Origin of the sequence: Paenibacillus sp. FSL M7-1455 (assembly GCF_038004655.1) — a bacterium.
Lineage (GTDB): Bacteria > Bacillota > Bacilli > Paenibacillales > Paenibacillaceae > Paenibacillus_AQ > Paenibacillus_AQ cookii.
The window spans coordinates 4890578-4906301 of record NZ_JBBORO010000001.1 but is presented as its reverse complement, the minus strand read 5'-3'; the positions used below and the strand labels follow the sequence as shown (position 1 = coordinate 4906301).

General features: G+C 53.8%; 12 protein-coding genes. 8 read left to right on the top strand and 4 right to left on the bottom strand.

Annotated elements, in window-relative coordinates:
- Positions 1 to 19: 19 nt before the first annotated feature.
- Both NYE48_RS22550 and NYE48_RS22545 read left to right on the top strand, forming a co-directional pair.
- The gene (locus NYE48_RS22550) at positions 20 to 337 is read left to right on the top strand and encodes a cupin domain-containing protein (protein ID WP_212950960.1); all 318 of its coding nucleotides are present in this window, start codon (positions 20 to 22) and stop codon (positions 335 to 337) included.
- 142 nt (positions 338 to 479) lie between these two features.
- Positions 480 to 1331 carry an AraC family transcriptional regulator gene (locus NYE48_RS22545; RefSeq protein WP_341000020.1) on the top strand — a complete coding sequence of 284 codons (852 nt, stop codon included), beginning with the start codon at positions 480 to 482 and terminating at the stop codon, positions 1329 to 1331.
- Between the two features lie 15 nt (positions 1332 to 1346).
- Here the strand turns inward: NYE48_RS22545 and NYE48_RS22540 are convergent, their stop codons facing one another.
- From NYE48_RS22540 to NYE48_RS22530, 3 genes are all read right to left on the bottom strand, one after another.
- On the bottom strand, positions 1347 to 2237 hold the full coding sequence (locus NYE48_RS22540) for a CPBP family intramembrane glutamic endopeptidase (protein ID WP_341000019.1): 891 nt from the start codon (positions 2235 to 2237) through the stop codon (positions 1347 to 1349).
- An 82-nt stretch (positions 2238 to 2319) separates the two neighbouring features.
- Positions 2320 to 2964, bottom strand: coding sequence for a response regulator transcription factor (locus NYE48_RS22535; RefSeq protein ID WP_212950963.1), 645 nt, complete (start codon positions 2962 to 2964; stop codon positions 2320 to 2322).
- Positions 2951 to 4126 carry a sensor histidine kinase gene (locus NYE48_RS22530; protein WP_341000018.1) on the bottom strand — a complete coding sequence of 392 codons (1176 nt, stop codon included), beginning with the start codon at positions 4124 to 4126 and terminating at the stop codon, positions 2951 to 2953. Before NYE48_RS22530 ends, NYE48_RS22535 begins: the two co-directional genes overlap by 14 nt.
- 222 nt (positions 4127 to 4348) lie before the next feature.
- Here NYE48_RS22530 and NYE48_RS22525 point away from each other — a divergent pair, with 222 nt between their 5' ends.
- The 5 genes from NYE48_RS22525 (at position 4349) to NYE48_RS22505 (ending at position 8205) form a co-directional block, all read left to right on the top strand.
- The gene (locus tag NYE48_RS22525; protein ID WP_341000017.1) at positions 4349 to 4813 is read left to right on the top strand and encodes a VOC family protein; all 465 of its coding nucleotides are present in this window, start codon (positions 4349 to 4351) and stop codon (positions 4811 to 4813) included.
- Positions 4814 to 5041: 228 nt separating this feature from the next.
- The gene (locus NYE48_RS22520) at positions 5042 to 6274 is read left to right on the top strand and encodes an FAD-dependent oxidoreductase (protein WP_341000016.1); all 1233 of its coding nucleotides are present in this window, start codon (positions 5042 to 5044) and stop codon (positions 6272 to 6274) included.
- Positions 6275 to 6331: 57 nt separating this feature from the next.
- On the top strand, positions 6332 to 6976 hold the full coding sequence (locus NYE48_RS22515; RefSeq protein WP_341000014.1) for a TetR/AcrR family transcriptional regulator: 645 nt from the start codon (positions 6332 to 6334) through the stop codon (positions 6974 to 6976).
- Between the two features lie 115 nt (positions 6977 to 7091).
- A complete protein-coding gene (locus tag NYE48_RS22510; protein WP_341000013.1) occupies positions 7092 to 7523 on the top strand; it encodes a hypothetical protein in 432 nt (143 codons plus the stop codon).
- Between the two features lie 175 nt (positions 7524 to 7698).
- Complete coding sequence (locus NYE48_RS22505; RefSeq protein ID WP_341000012.1) at positions 7699 to 8205, top strand: GNAT family N-acetyltransferase; 507 nt, start codon at positions 7699 to 7701, stop codon at positions 8203 to 8205.
- Between the two features lie 100 nt (positions 8206 to 8305).
- On the opposite strand, the gene NYE48_RS22500 is transcribed toward NYE48_RS22505, so the two are convergent.
- Entirely contained in the window at positions 8306 to 9043 is a 738-nt protein-coding gene (locus NYE48_RS22500) for a GTP pyrophosphokinase (RefSeq protein ID WP_212950971.1), read from the bottom strand.
- Between the two features lie 493 nt (positions 9044 to 9536).
- Here NYE48_RS22500 and NYE48_RS22495 point away from each other — a divergent pair, with 493 nt between their 5' ends.
- Positions 9537 to 15653, top strand: a complete 6117-nt coding sequence (locus NYE48_RS22495; protein WP_341000011.1) for a phosphodiester glycosidase family protein — start codon at positions 9537 to 9539, stop codon at positions 15651 to 15653.
- Positions 15654 to 15724: the final 71 nt, after the last annotated feature.

The following is a 15724-nucleotide window of genomic DNA, read 5'->3' as shown; positions in this document are numbered from 1 at the left end:
GAAGGAGGAGGTATTCTTTATGAGCAATATCGGCGTATGGGAAGACGCGGAGCCTGGCGTTAGACGCAAAATCATGCCGCCCGGCGCTTCGCTGATGATGATGGAGGTTCATTTTGAGGAAGGGGCCGAAGGCTACGAGCATGCCCACCCGCATGAACAGCTGTCCTACTGCCTGAAAGGACGGGTCGAATTTACGATCGACGGGGAAAAACGCATCATTTCCGCCGGCGAAACGATCGTCATTCCCGGCGGCGCAAGGCACGGCGCCAAAGCGCTGGAGCCAAGCGCGCTGCTCGATTGCTTCACCCCGCTGCGGGAGGATTTGATCAAATCCTAGGAAATCCGCAGAAGCTGCACCGGATCGCGAAACAAATCCCCGCCGGCGAACAGGCCGCGGGGATTTTTGGGCTTAAACCGCCGCGTCTGAATCATCGCTTTAGGGACGGTCATTGTCGAGGAAGCCGGATCTGGTTTAAAATATGGAAAATCATGATAAATATTCAAAACGGGGTGATGGCGTGGCGAAAGAGGTAACAGACGACTATTCAGGAATCGACGAAGTCATTGCCTATATTCACAAGCATATCGACGAACCGCTTCAGCTTTCGCGCCTGGCCGACATTGCGCTATACAGCCCGTTTCATTTTACGCGCATCTTCAAAGAGAAGATCGGGCTTTCGCCCATGTATTATGTCTCGGCTCTCCGCTTGCAGAAAGCCAAAGACCTGCTGCTGCAGACGAACCTGACCATTCGCGATATCGGACTCGAGATCGGGCAGCAGAGCCTGGGCACGTTCACGACCCGGTTTACCGAGCGGGTAGGCGTGACGCCGTCCGAATTTCGCCGGTCGGCGCAAGAAGCGGAAGCGCACTTCAAGTCGTTGCGGAATCTGAGCGACTGGGGAACGATGTCTTCTGTTCTGCTCTCCGGCAACTCCACGATCGAAGGCGAGATCTGTTCGGCCGTTCCGTTCGACGGCTTCATCCTGATTGGCTTGTTTGCCAAGCCCATTCCCGAAGGATTCCCGTTATACGGGACGCTGCTTCCTTCCTTGGGACGCTTTCGTTTTACGGATGTCAGGCCCGGCACTTATTATTTGATGGCAACGTCCGTCTCTTGGGAGATGCAGACGAAGGATTTCCTGCTGCCGCATGCGACCTTGCGTACCAGAGCGCACGCGCCGATTACCGTTCAACCTTACACGCCTGTCCGTTACCAGGAAGTCATGCTTCATCCCGCCCGGCAAGACGATCCCCCGATTCTGGTATCTTTGCCGCTCCTTATGCGGAACTTTCTTCATCTAAAGAATCAATCCGGGCAGCGGAAGTAGGGTTTACGGTCCCGTTTACTTTAACGCGGAAGGCTTGCCGGCGTCGACCCTCCGCTTCCTTGCACCCGCAATAAGCATAGGAACGGAGAACAGAAGACTGATTGCAACCGGAACAATAGAGCCCTCAAGTCCAAAATCGCCCCCTGTGAGAAGTGCGTCCCCGTTCATCTTGACGGTAAATAGACCGGCCGCGGCGTGCCCGGAAACCGGAATTCCAAGCAAGCCTTCCATGGTATTCCAAGCCAAATGCAGCCCCATCGTAAACCACAAGTTCCGCCGCCACAAGAAAGCGGCTCCGAGCAGAACGCCTGCCTCCAGGACGATGGCGAACGCGCTCCATACCGTCGCCCCTGTATTTCCAAGATGGGAGGCGCCGAAGAATAGGGAGGTCACGGCAAGCGCGAGCGGTTTTCCTCCCCATGTATCCATGGCTTGAAACATCAGTCCGCGAAAAATAAGCTCCTCGATCACGGCCCCTTCTAAAGCTGGTTTCACGGAGGATATTAGAACAGTACTCGGATCCGCGGAACTTGCCCACTGGAAGGAGTATCCTCCCAGAGCCGCAATGATAAGAACGGACCCTGTGATAAAAATCGTCCCGGTCAATACGCCCAGAATAGCTTCCGTCCCTGCGCGCTGTCCGGATATCTCCGGAGTGGACCGCCGGGCCAGGAACGTCAGCGTGAGCTTATAGACCAGGATGGCCAGAAAGCCCATCACCAGTGTAAAAATAAGGGAAACGGCCCCCTCCGCTTGGGCTGTCAGCTGCCTGAATACCGTATCGATGAGAATGATGCCGACGGCTCCCGCAATCATCCAGACGATGGGAAAACGCCAAAATGAGCTCCAAGCACTTAACTTCCGGCCACGCTGCCGCAGCTCTTTCCCGTACACTTTTTTCTTCATGACTTATATCGCCTCTTTTGTGGTTTGATGTTATGAGTATAGGCTGAAAAAGTCATAAAGAGGCAGTGCGCTTTAGTCATAATTAATGATCCATGATTCCCGAATCCCGGGCTTTACGGGCGGCCTCACGCCTGCTTTTTACATGCAGCTTCGAATAAATCGATGAGATGTAATTTTTAACCGTCCCTTCGCTCAGATACAACATCTCGGCGATTTCCTGGTTGCGCAGGCCTGCGGCCAGCTTTTGCAGCACTTCGATTTCACGGGCGGTGAGCCCGAACTCATTATTTTTCGCAAGGGAGGGGTTGTTCATGTTCTTGATCAGTTTACCCGCCATTTCCTGCGAAATTAAAGTCCCTCCTGCCTGAACCACCCGTATCCCTGCAGCCAGGTCTTTGGGATGAATGGCTTTGAGCAGATACCCTTCCGCTCCGTGGCTCAAAGCCGCTAATACATATTCCACCTCTTTATAGGAGGTCAGCATGATGATTTTGGTTGCGGGCATTCGCTCTTTAATCAGGGCCGTTGCGGCAACGCCGTCCATGACCGGCATGTTGACATCCATCAACACCATATCCGGCATAAACTGCTCGCAGCCCTTTACGGCTTCTTCCCCATTTCTGGCTAAACCGACGATTTCCAAATCCTCTTCCATGGACAGCACGATATGTAAGCTCTCAAGAATCAACTCTTGATCGTCGGCAAGCAGCACTTTAATTTTCGCCATGCGGCATCGCTCCTTTCAGCGGAATTTCGCATCTGACTTCGGTGATCGCTGGAGTTCCCTCCCCGGATGACAGGCGCAGGCTGCCTCCCAACCGCTCAACCCGATGTTTCATCGCGGTCAGGCCGAAGCCGTCATTGAGTTTGCCGATCGGCTTGCCGTTATTGCGAACGGACAATTGCAGATGGTTCTCGGAAAAACCGAGCTCCAGATGCAGTTGAGATGCTTTTCCGTGTTTGAGCGCATTCGTACAGGATTCCTGGATGACCCGAAGGATCGTTTGCCGTACTTCAAAACGTATGGACCGCTCTGTCCCCGGCAGACTCAAAGTCAGGGCCACACCCGTGTGCTCCCGGAAACGGGCCGCAAGGGCTTCGACCTGCCGGACCAGGCTGGTTTCCTCTTCTTCCCCCATCTCGTGTACGATGTTTCTCATATCGTCCAGATTTTGCTCAGCCAATGCCCTTAAGCGGATTAACCGTTCTTTGGCCTCGGCAGGCTTGTTATCCATAAGGGCGATAGAAGCATCCAGGCTCAGAATGAGCGAGATAAAGGAATGCCCCAGCGTATCATGAAGCTCCTTGGACATGCGGTTGCGCTCTTCAAGCAAAGTCATTTTCTCGATCTCGGCCGTGTAGTGCGTTAACAGCTTATTTTGCTGCTCCACTTCGGCTGCCAGTTTATTTTTCTGATCATACGCATTGGCGACCAGGCTTGCCCACATCCCGATGAAGCAGAACAGCAGGTTGTCCGTGCCGATGCCCAGGGTGTGCTCCCAAGACAATCCTAAGTAAGACTGGAAGGCAAAAGGAACGACAGCAAGCAAGGGGATGATCCAGAAGGTTTGCTTCGTTAATAAGTACCCCATTGCAAGACTCGGCAGCAAATAGTCCGCTTTGGAGGTCAGATCCGGATGGATGACGGAATTCACATAATAAGAACCGCCAAGCAACAGCTCCAGAACGCAAAACCAGGCTTTGTTCATCCGGCGCCCGGGAAACCAGAACAGCAGAGGAACGACAAGGGCTATGCTCAACCAGGTTGCGTTAAGTAATGTCCGGCCTGAAAACTCGCTTGCTGCCAGAACCCGGGACAACAGCAACATGTAATGGTATAAACGAAGAGCGAATATGCCCCAATCCATGAAGGATAATATTTTTTTCATAGCATCATCATACAGGAAATTGAAAAACTTGGGTGAGAAAAAACAGCAGGTTCCGTTAAGTTCATGAGATTTGGCTGAGGTGATCTCCGGCATCGGAATTGGAAGGAAGACGAACCGTGATTTTTTTGGCGGAGAAGCAGAGACGGCAGAAGAACACTGACAGACTGCTGTCACATTTTAGGCCTTATACTTCAAGGTATCACAAGAAGGAGGTATTGCTTTATGTCCGCTATTGCCTATTTAAACTTTGACGGGGTTGCAGAACAAGCGATTGATTTTTATGCGGAGGCTTTAAACGCTACGGAAGTCAAAAAAGCGAAATTTGGGGATATCCCGCAAGATCCAAACCATCCACTGCCGGAAAACGAGTTAAATATGATCATGGAATCTTCGATCGAATTCGCAGGCGGGAAAATCATGATGTCCGACATTTTGCCTTCCATGAAGGCGGTAACCGGAGAGCTGGTAAAAGGGAATCATATTCTGATTAGTCTAGTCTTCGATGACAAGCAAAAACTGCAACAATACTTCTCTAGTTTATCTGAAGGTGGTTATGTCATCATGCCGTTATCCAATACGCCTTGGTCTTCGTGCTTTGGAATGCTGGTCGATCAATTTGGAGTTCACTGGAAATTTAACAGCGACGCAGATCAGTTTCTTGATCAGGTCATAGCCAACAAACAGTAACTTATTTTTGAAAAATGGTCTTGCAGCAGAAGGCCATTTTTTTGTGCGCAGATGGAGGCTTTCGGCAAGCAGTTTGGCAACAATTTGGTTATTCCAGAGACCTCGGCTTCCGCTAACTGATAAGTAAGTTTCGGTTGTGTCCTCAAAAATCATTGACAAACAAAGAAGGACCCCCTTAATATAACGTTGTAAAATAAATCTAACTTAGTTAAAGGATGATCAAACGACATGACATCATTATCTGTAGTCATTATCGGCGGCGGTCTCGGCGGACTTGCATTGGCACAAAGCTTGAAAAAACATCATATTGATTTCCATGTGTGCGAACGTGAGCGTGCAGACCATTTTGTCCAAACAGGCTATCGAATCAAAATCAATGGGAATGGATCAACGGCACTGCGGTTTTGTCTTCCGGAAAAGCTGTACGATCTCTATCTTGAAACATCCGTTTTAGGGCCGGCACACCCCGTTTTCTTAGATCCGGTTTCTTTGGAGCCCGAGGAAGAACAGCATCCCATGTACAATCAAGCGGAAGCCACGCCATCCGTGAACCGGTTTACCTTTCGTGAAGTGCTGCTTGGCGAACTGGGTGACAGGATCAGCTTCGGCTACCGGTTCACCCATTATGAAAGGTTGGAAAACGGACGCTTAAGAGCGTGGTTCGACAACGGGGAGCATATGGATGCGGATGTCCTGGTTGGGGCTGACGGGGGAGGCTCCAAAGTCCGGCAACAATACAAACCTGGGGTGAAAATTTTCGATACGGGGGGCAGGGCCCTTTATACCAAGGTATTTCTGGATGATGAGCGGAGAAAGGAACTGCATATGCTCATTGGAGACCGCAGCATGAGATGCCTTACAAATCCGGAAGGAGATGCTCCGGTGTCCCTTCTTCTTGAAGACATGGCATTCAAGCCTAATATGGAACGGCTGCCGGAATCCATGTCCCTTCATGTGAAGATTTCCCCTCAACAGGATTACCTGTACGCTGTATTTGCGTGCTCGCCCGGGTGGTTCGGTATGCCTGACGAGCAGCTCTTCCGCTTGAACGGTTTTGAATTGTTGTCTGTGGCCCAAGCGAAAACCAAACACTGGCATCCACAAGTAAAGCGGATGTTGGAACTCGCGGCTCCGGAGAAAACGGCGGTTTATCACCTCCGCAATGTTTTGCCGTATAAGCCTTGGAAAGAAACAACCCCTCTGGTTTTGCTGGGAGACGCGCTGCATCCCATGACACCGGCAGGGATCGGGGGAAACGCGGCACTTTTTGATGCCTATCAGCTCTCGAAGGAACTCATCCGCGTGAAAAACGGGGAAAAGGAACTTTTGGCCGCTTTGCGCGATTATGAGGTGAGTGCCATTGAACGTGGGATGAGGGATGTCCGGCTTTCCTCGAAAGCAGGGGAAAGTATGTTCAACCAGAAGCCCTTGCCTGCTGAAGATGCAGAGTTGGAGGAATAACGGTATAGAGTATAATAGGCATATCAGAATTTTTGGAATGGAGTTGGATTGTCTTTTATGCCTAAACGCAGGCCACATATCAGCGAAGAGAAAATCATTGCAGCCTCCTGGAAGCTTCTCTCCGACCAGGGCATCGAACATTTTACGATGAGAAACCTCTCCAAGGAATTGAACGTTCAAGCCCCCACGATCTACTGGTATTTCGAGAGTAAGCAAGTGCTTTATCAAACGTTGGCCAACCTGGTTTCAAGAGAAATCATCAGCGATCTACCCAAGCAAGGAGACTGGCGGGAACGGCTCCGCATTAGCGCTACGGTGATTCGGAGCAAGCTTCGGCAATTCCCTTGTTCCGGCCAGCTTCTGATGAAGTCAAGGCCGGAGGCGGACTTTATGGAACTGTTCGAATGTCTGTTGCAGATGATCGAACCTACTTCATTGACGGATACGCAGAAATTTTCATATACGACCCATTTCTTTAACTACGTCATCCATTTTGCCGTTGAGGAATACGAACAACGTATGCTGCAGATATCGCTGCAGGAGGATCCTAACGGGAATCCCCATGTGGATCTATCGCAATTTAAAGTACTTCAACGGATGCATGAAGAAGGCCGGTTTGAATTGCTGGGTTCCGATGAACTGTTTCATTCCGGAATTGCTTTATTGCTGGATGGAATAGAGCAGAGGGTTAAGCCGGCTTGACGAAACACCGAAACGATTTTTCATAAAGCCATGGTCGCTGTTTAATGTTTGCATTCGTTCTATGGCTTGTATAATATGATGGTCAAAGATACTTTGAATGAGGGGGATCGGGAGTATGCCAGGGGACAACAGCCGAAACGAACAGGTGAAAATTATTTGTGCCGAAGATTGCGGGAACGCACCCAAAAAGGAATTTCTTAGAGCGTTTAATGTTGCCTTCGTTTCCAACGATAGCGGCTTTATCATGGAGAAGATCATTGACGATATCCAATGGAATTTTATCGGCAACAACGTATTGCAAGGTAAAGATGAAGTCCTCCGCATGCTTGAAAAACTGATCAGCAAAAAGCCCACGGAGTTAGTGATCAGCAATATAATAACGCACGGATATTCCGGTTCCTTAAACGGCATCCTGAAGCTCGGGGACCATACCAGCTACGCCTTCTGTCATGTTTATCGTTTCAATAGCAGTTTAAACAAAACAAAAATCAAGGAAATCACCTCTTATATCGTAGACATTTCAAAAACATCAAACGCGGATAGCTGAATAAGATGAAAGCGGTAGAGCGGCCACGGAACAACATACGCCGGAAGGAGGGGGCCATGGCCCTGATAAGCCGGTCCCGGACAGGATGTTGGCCTGCCGATATCGAAATAGTACGGTGCCAGGCATGAACGTTTCATGCCGTGGGACTTTGGTGTAGGAGGCATGGTACGACTTTATGAAACTGGAAACCGAAAGGTTAATCCTGCAGACGCTCGATCTGGATCTCATTGATGCGGCAGCCGGGCGCGATGCGCGGGCCATTGAAGCGTTAGGGTACAAAACCAACGGCGAATGGCCCGGACAAGACTTCTACGAAGCGCTGCCGTTTTTTCGGGAGCTGCTGGTCAAAAATAACGGCACTCGCGGATTCGATTCGTGGATCATCGCAACGAAGGCGGAGCGGGAAATCGTGGGCGGGATCGGCTTTTTGGGCGAACCGGATGAAAACGGCATGATCGAGATCGGTTTTGCGACGAACGAAAGCCAGCAGCGGAAGGGCTACTGCTTCGAAGCCGCATCGGGTTTGCTGGCATGGGCGACAAGCCGGGACGGGGTCAAAAAAGTGACCGCCAGATGCGAGCCGGGGAACGGCGCGTCCCGCAAGGTGCTCGAAAAATTGGGATTCGGCATCGACCGCGAGGACGACGAGTTTCTCTACTGGACGTACCGCGGGAGCAACTAAAGGGCGCAACACAGCAGTACAAAATAAAACAAGAAAAACCGGACCCATTCAGGTACCGGTTTTTTTGCTTTTTCGGCGACATGCCTCTATTTTCAAATGTTCAAGATGGGGGCGAAATGATGCTCAACAATTTTTCAGGGATTTTAAACTGCTCGTTATCGATCAACAGCTGAAACTCCCCTTTGCCGTCCGCTTGGTTGGACCGTTTGATATCCTCCATCTCGTGGTGAAGCTGCTCCATCGTCGTGTCCAGCGCATAGGCGGTGTCCGCGGCTTTTTTCAGATCGTCGACTAATCGCTGCGGCACGGATTCGTAGTATTTGTAGAAAATTTTATGTTCCAGGCTTGCCCAGAAGTCCATGGCGATGGTGCGGATTTGGATCTCCACGCAGACGGATTCCTCGTGATCGGACATGAACACCGGGACTTCGACGATCATATGAAGGCTTTTGTAGCCGTTTGGTTTCGGGTTTTTGATATAGTCCTTGACGGAAAGGGTCTTCAGATCGTTTTGGCTCTGCAGCATGTCGCTGATTCGGTAAATGTCCGAAATGAAAGAACAGGTAATCCGAATGCCTGCGATGTCCCGGATCGTTTTCTTAATTTCCTCGAGGGAGCTTGCCCCGCCTTTGCGCATCAGCTTTTTCAAAATGCTTTCCGGCGACTTCAAGCGGGATTTGGTATGTTCGATCGGATTGTAATCGTGGAGCATTTGGAATTCTTCCTGCAAAATTTTGATTTTCGTTTCGACTTCCTGCAAGGCAAACTTATATGTCATCATAAAACGTTTCAGCTCTTTTTGGATGACTCTCATTTGTTCGATCGGATTGTCTGACATGGAATGACTCCTTCTGTACATAGTTTCACATATTCATAGTATGAAGCCTTTTGGAGAAGTCTGTCAAATGATGGATGGCAAGTGTAGGACCGCATCAGCCACTTCTATTCCTCCTTAAAATAGCCTACTGTGCACACCGATCCGATGTCCCTCACCTGAAATTGTCCCCTGACCCAACCCCGTCCCTAAATAAGGGCAAGATCCGGCGTTCAGCGAAATCGGGCAATCGATGACCGGAAATGTTGAATTTCGGAAAAGGGTGACGCCAAGCCGCAAATAGCATAGCCCCTTGTCCCTAGGAAAAAAGTTCCTTAAATTCTATGAAATTAAATTTTATAGTAAAGGCAGCTAGATTTAGATTAATTTCAAAATAATATTTTACAATGCGTTTACGAAAGGACGGGAGGAGGCTTAACAAGGGGCCGCTATACTTTTCTGAAATGGTTCTACGCAAGGCTCGAAATGCTGGCGGAAGAATGGGAGGAAAGATAGAATGATGAGGAAAAGGACGAAAAAGATTTGGTCCTCGCTGCTAAGCGGCACGTTGATGCTGTCGATGCTGCTTCCGGGGCAGCAGGCGCGGGCGGAGGTTGCGGGGGCGGCGGCGTTCGGGACCGTCATCGACGAAAGGCAGGCCGAGATCGGGCCGGGCGCGACCTATACGTGGAGGGATATGAAGCTGGACCGCGGGCTGGAAAAGCTCCATATGGTCGAGTTTGATCCGAAGAATGCGGCGTTAACGCTTGAGCCGGGCCTGACGGACGGCAAGGTCTACGGCATGCAGGGCGTCAGCAAAATGGCCGGCGACGCGGACAAGCCGGGAAACCGGGTCATCGCGGGGATTAACGGCGATTTTTACGATATGTCCAGCGGCGTTCCGCTGGGGATGTTTATGGGCGGCGGCAAGATGCTGGTCAGCCCGCCGAAGGACTGGTATGCTTTCGGATTAAAGGCGGACGGCACGACGTTGTACGGCCCAAGCCCCAGCCTGGCCAAAACGTTGACGATCGGCGGCAAAACGGCGGAACTGAGCGCGATCAACCGGATCCGCGGCAACAACGATCTGGTGCTGTATACCCCGGATTTCCACGCGTCCACGATGACCAACGATTTGGGGGATGAGGTCGTTCTTGGCGTGCTGAAGGGCGAAGTCAAAAGCGGGCAGACGCTGCAGCTGAAAGTGGAGAGCATCCACGGCAACAAAGGGAATACGCCGATCGCGGACGGCAAAGTCGTCTTGTCCGCTTCGGGCACGCAGCGGGATCGCCTCGCCGGGCTTCAAGTCGGGGACGAGGTCAGCGTCAGCCTGCAGCTGAGCGGCGAATGGAGCGACGTTACGATGGCGATCGGCGGTTCGGCGCTGCTTGTCAAAGACGGGCAGGTCCAGCCGAATTCCGATCCGGCGGCCCATCCCCGCACGGCGGTCGGGACGAAAGCGGACGGCTCGGTCGTGCTGCTCGAAATCGACGGGCGCCAGCCGGGGTTCAGCGAAGGCGTGACGCTGGCCGAACTTGCGCAGATCCTGAAGGACATGGGCGTCGTCAACGCGCTGAATCTCGATGGCGGAGGGTCTTCCACCTTCATTGCGCGGATGCCGGGCGAAACCCAGCGGAAGCTGCTGAATTCCCCTTCGGACGGCGGGGAGCGCAAGACGGCAAACGGAATATTGCTCGTAAACAAAGCGCCGGAAGAAGCGGCGGACAAGCTTGTCGTTCAGCCGCAGCTGCAGCGCGTGCTCGCAGGGTCGTCGGCTTCCTTCAAAGCGGCGGCGGTGGATGCGAACCTGCATCCGGCGGCCTTTAGCGGTTCCCTGCAATGGAGCGTAAACCCGCAGATCGGCAAGATCGACGACCAAGGCGCGTTTACGGCCGGACCGGGAGCCGGCATGGCGGATATTGCCGTGACCTCGGGCGCGCTGCGCGGAGAAGCGAAAGTGGAGGTCGTGGATACGCTGACCGAGCTTTCTTTCGGGGATGCGGTCAAAAGCTTCGCGCCGGGCAAGTCGGAAAAGCTCAAGGTGACCGCGCTGCGCAACGGCCAGGTCATTCAGGCCGATAACGGCCAGCTGAATTGGCGCGTGGAAGGGCCGATCGGATCGATCGACTCCAACGGGGTCTTTACGGCGACGGACCAAACGGAACAAAGCGGCAAAATTATTGTCGGCTATAAAGGGGTTGAGGCATCGGTGGACGTAAACATCGGATTGCCGCCGGTCATATTGGAGGATTTCGAAAACGGATTGGATGATTACCAGCCATCGGCCGGGGCCCAGTTCAAAACGTCCAAGGTCAGCATTGAAACGAATGAGGACCTGGTGCGGTTCGGCACGGGTTCGCTGAAGCTGGAATATGATTTTACCGGCATGCCGGGCACGTCGGGCGCTTACCTGCAAACGAAAAACGCCCCGATCGCGATTCCGGGGTATCCGGAGAAAATCAGCATGTGGGTGTACGGGGACGGCAAAGCCCACTGGCTGCGTGCGCAGCTGCGCGACGGCAAAGGAGCGATCCCGCTCGATTTGACTCCTCAAGACACCGGGGTGAACTGGGTAGGTTGGAAGTACGTCGAAGCCGATGTACCTAAGGGCAGAACGCTGCCGCTGACGATGGACATGCCCGTGCGTTACATGGAGACTTCGGGAGCGAAAAAAGACGCCGGCGTCATCTACGTGGACCAAATCCGCGCGCTGTACGGCCCGGCGGAAGACGATCTGGAGCCTCCGGTGCTCCGAAACTTCTCCCCGGCCGAGGGAGAAACGGTTCGTACGAACCAGCCGGTCATCAAGGTGTACGCCGAGGATGCCGGATACGATCCGGCGCAGCATCCCGGAACGACCTTGATCGATCCCGATTCGATCCGTTTCGACGTGGACGGGGTCCGGGTGCAGCATACGCTGTATCCGCCGGAAGGGCGAATTTATTACACGCCGGCCACGCCGCTTGCGGACGGGGTTCATCAGGCGCGGGTGACGGTAAAGGACCGGTCCGGCAACCGGACGACCGAAGCATGGACGTTCAACGTGGATACCGGCGCTTCCAAGATCACCTATGACACGCCAAAAAGGATTTATACCGGAAATACGTATTCGGTCGATTTTAAAGGCGTCAAAGCATCGGAATTGAAGGACGCGCAAATCAAGCTTGCTTTTGATCCTACGAAAGTGGAAAACCTGCGGTTCGTCCCGGGGCATAAGCTGGATGCTTCCCAGGCTCAGGCAGGCATCGACGGCAATGCGGGCACGGTCGTCCTGACGATGAGCAGGCTGAACGAAGCCGCGTTGACCGACCAGGATTTGATCGGACAAATTCAATACGACGTCAAAAAGGATGCGACGGGCGAGCATGTCATTCGTTTCGAGTCGGGCAGCGTTTCGTTCGTCGGCACGGGCGACGTGAAATACACCTTCTTTGGGCTGCCGCTGTCCTCCGCGATCCAAAGCGGCCTGACGTTATCGTGGAACGAGGACGGAAACATTCAAGGATACGAGACGGTGTTCCAGGTGAAAGAGGAGTCCGGGGCTCCCGTGGAAGGGGCGCAAATTTTGGCCGATGAAGCGGCCATCGGCATGACCGACGCGCAGGGGCAGCTGAAAACAAAATCCCTGACGTCGAGCGTGCAAACGTACAAGGTACAAGCGGCTAAAGGCGGCATGTACAGTCCGGTAGCCGAATTCAAGGTGTCCCCGCTATCCGGAACGGAAACGCCGTACAACATCAACGTCAGCATGGGCGCGGACCCGGCCGCCTCCAGAGGGTTCACCTGGCATACCCATCCCGGCACGGAGCCGACCGTCGTGGAAGTTGCCAAGCAGTCGGAGTTTAGCGGATTCGATCAGGCCAACGTCAAAAAAGTAGACGGCACGAGTTACTTGTACCAAACGCTGGACCTCGGAACCGTGCGCGTGCATAAAGCGACCGTCGACGGACTGGAACCGGGAACGGCATACGTGTATCGCGTAGGGGACGGTCAAGGCCGTTACAGCGAGCAAGGGACGTTCAAAACCGCCGAAGCGTCCGGGGACCGTACGAGTTTTCTGTATTTTGCCGATTCCCAGGCAGGCGACCTGAAAGGGTTCCAGCTGTGGGGGAACACGGTTAAAAAAGCGCTTGAAAATACGCCGGACGCCGAATTTATGGTCCATGTCGGGGATATGGTCGACAAAGGCTTCAACGAGCAGGAATGGAAATGGTGGTTCAGCGAAGCGCAGGAGGCGTTCCTGAACACGACGCTCGTCGCCGCGATCGGCAACCACGAGGTGATGGGCACGAAGGAAAACAACGATTTCCTGGCCCATTTCAATCAGCCGGGGAACGGACTGGACAGCTTGAAGGGAAGCCATTTCGCCTTCGATTACAAAAACATCCACTTTGTGGTGCTGAACAGCGAATATCAGTATGAAGATCAGCAGAAATGGCTCGAAAAAGATTTGTCAGCCACGACGAAACCGTGGAAAATCGCGATTTTCCACCGCGGCCCGTACGGAAGCATCTACGATACGGCCGAAATTCGCCAGTTATGGGCGCCGGTACTTGAAAAGCACGGGGTCGATCTCGTCCTGAACGGCCATGATCATATTTATTTGCGGACGTACCCGATGCTGGACAACCAAATCGTCGGCGACGGCCAAGGCACGACGTACGTCGTTGCCGGTTCGACGGGGCCGAAGTTTTATTCGCTGACGAAGCGGGATTGGCAGCGCGTGACAGACGATGAAGCGACGCAAATGTACGCCTCGGTCGAAGTCGACGGGGACCTGCTCAAGTTCGTGACGAAAACGGTAGGAGGGCGCATCGTCGATCAGTTTACGTTGTCCAAACAGATGACGGCTCCGGAAAGCGTGGAAATCAAGGAGCAGGACGTTAAGCTCGCCGTCGGCGAAACGCGCCAGCTTACCGCGACGGTGAAGCCGGAGCAGACGACGGATAAGCGCGTGACTTGGTCCGTGTACAGCTCCGACCCTGCGGATCCAGAGGTGGTCAGCGTGTCGGCCGAGGGACTGGTCACGGCCCGGGGGCTGGGCACGGCGGTCGTCAGGGCAACAAGCGCCGCCAACCCGAACTTGTACGGAGAAACAACGATTACCGTGGACCGGGTTCCTGATGGCAAGATGGATTCATTGCATTTGAAGGGAAAAGGCAGCCTGAAAGTCGGCGAAACCGACCAGACCGTCACGGAAGCGGTCTATCAGGACGGGACCCGCATTCCGCTGCTGGAAGGCGTCATCTATGACAGCAGCAGCAAGGACGTCGCATCCGTCGATGAACGGGGGCTGGTCACCGCTTTGGCGGAAGGAACCACCGTTATTTCGGCAACCTACGAGGCGTTCCAAGCGGAATATGTGTTGAACGTTCAAGCACCGGGCAATCCGGGTGGAGATAACGGCAATGGGGGAGGAAATCCTGGCGGAACTAACGGCAATGAGGGCAGCGGCCATAACGGAGGCAGCGGTAAGCCAGCTCCGGTGACGCCTCCGAAACATGAAGGAACGTGGAGCGTATCGGAAAGCGAGCTGTCCGCGCTTGCCAAAGGCGACGTTTCCTTCAAAACGGATCAACCGTTCGCGGAATTGGTTGTGCCCGGCAGTGCCGCTTCGATTCTGCAAAACAAGCCGGTACACATTCAGGCCGGCCAGGTCTCGCTGACGATTCCGGCGGCCGTGTTCCAGGCTGTAAGCGAACGGGTCCCTGAAGGACAACGTGCGGGAAGCCGAATCCGATTCAGCGTGAACCCGATTGGCGGCAGCGAACAAGCGCAGCGGATGGGGGCAGCCGGGAATAAAGCGGGGGCTTCGCTCCGCACGGGCAGCGATTTCCTGAGGTTCAGCCTCAGCATCACGGCAAAGGACGGCCAAGTATATTCGCTGACCGATTTGAAGCAGCCGATCATGCTGACGCTGCCGATCTCGACGGACGTCAATGCGAGGCTGTCCGGAATCTACGGCCTGACCGGCACGGGCGTGCTCGATTATGTCGGGGGCCCGCTTTCCGGCGGCAAGCTGACCTCCGAAATCTTCGATCTTGATCCTGCCTATGGCGTGTTGGAATACCGCAAAAACTTTGCGGATACGGAACATCACTGGGCTGCGGAGGTCATTCGGGAGCTGGCGGCGAAACATCTGATCGAAGGGATCGACGCCGGCCGGTTTGCGCCGAACCAGCCGGTGACCCGCGCGGAAATGGCCGCCATGCTGGTACGCCTGCTGAATCTGAAGGGCGGCGGCACGACGCCGTTTGCCGACGTGGCAGCGGACCAGTGGTATGCGGATGCCGTATCGGCGGCGGTGCAGGCCGGGATCGTGCAGGGCGTCAGCGAAAACAGCTTCGCGCCGAACGCTTTGATCAAACGCCAGGAAGCGGCGGCCATGATCGCCCGCGCGTATAAGCTGGCGGGTGGCGCATCCGGAATCGGCGGTTCCGCCGGCAAGGCCGCGTTTACCGACGTCGCCTCTTCGCCGGCCTGGGTACAGGAGGCGGTGCAGGCCGCATACGCTACGGGACTGATGCAAGGTCAATCGCCGCAGCGCTTCCATCCGACGGGAGCGGCGACGCGGGCGGAAAGCGCCCAAATGATCTATAATTTCATGAGCAAATTGACGCAAGCCAAGCCATAATGGCAAGCAGCATAAGCGGCAGAACCCGCCGGTTCGGGTTCTGCCGTTTTTTTTATGATCCAAGAAATAAA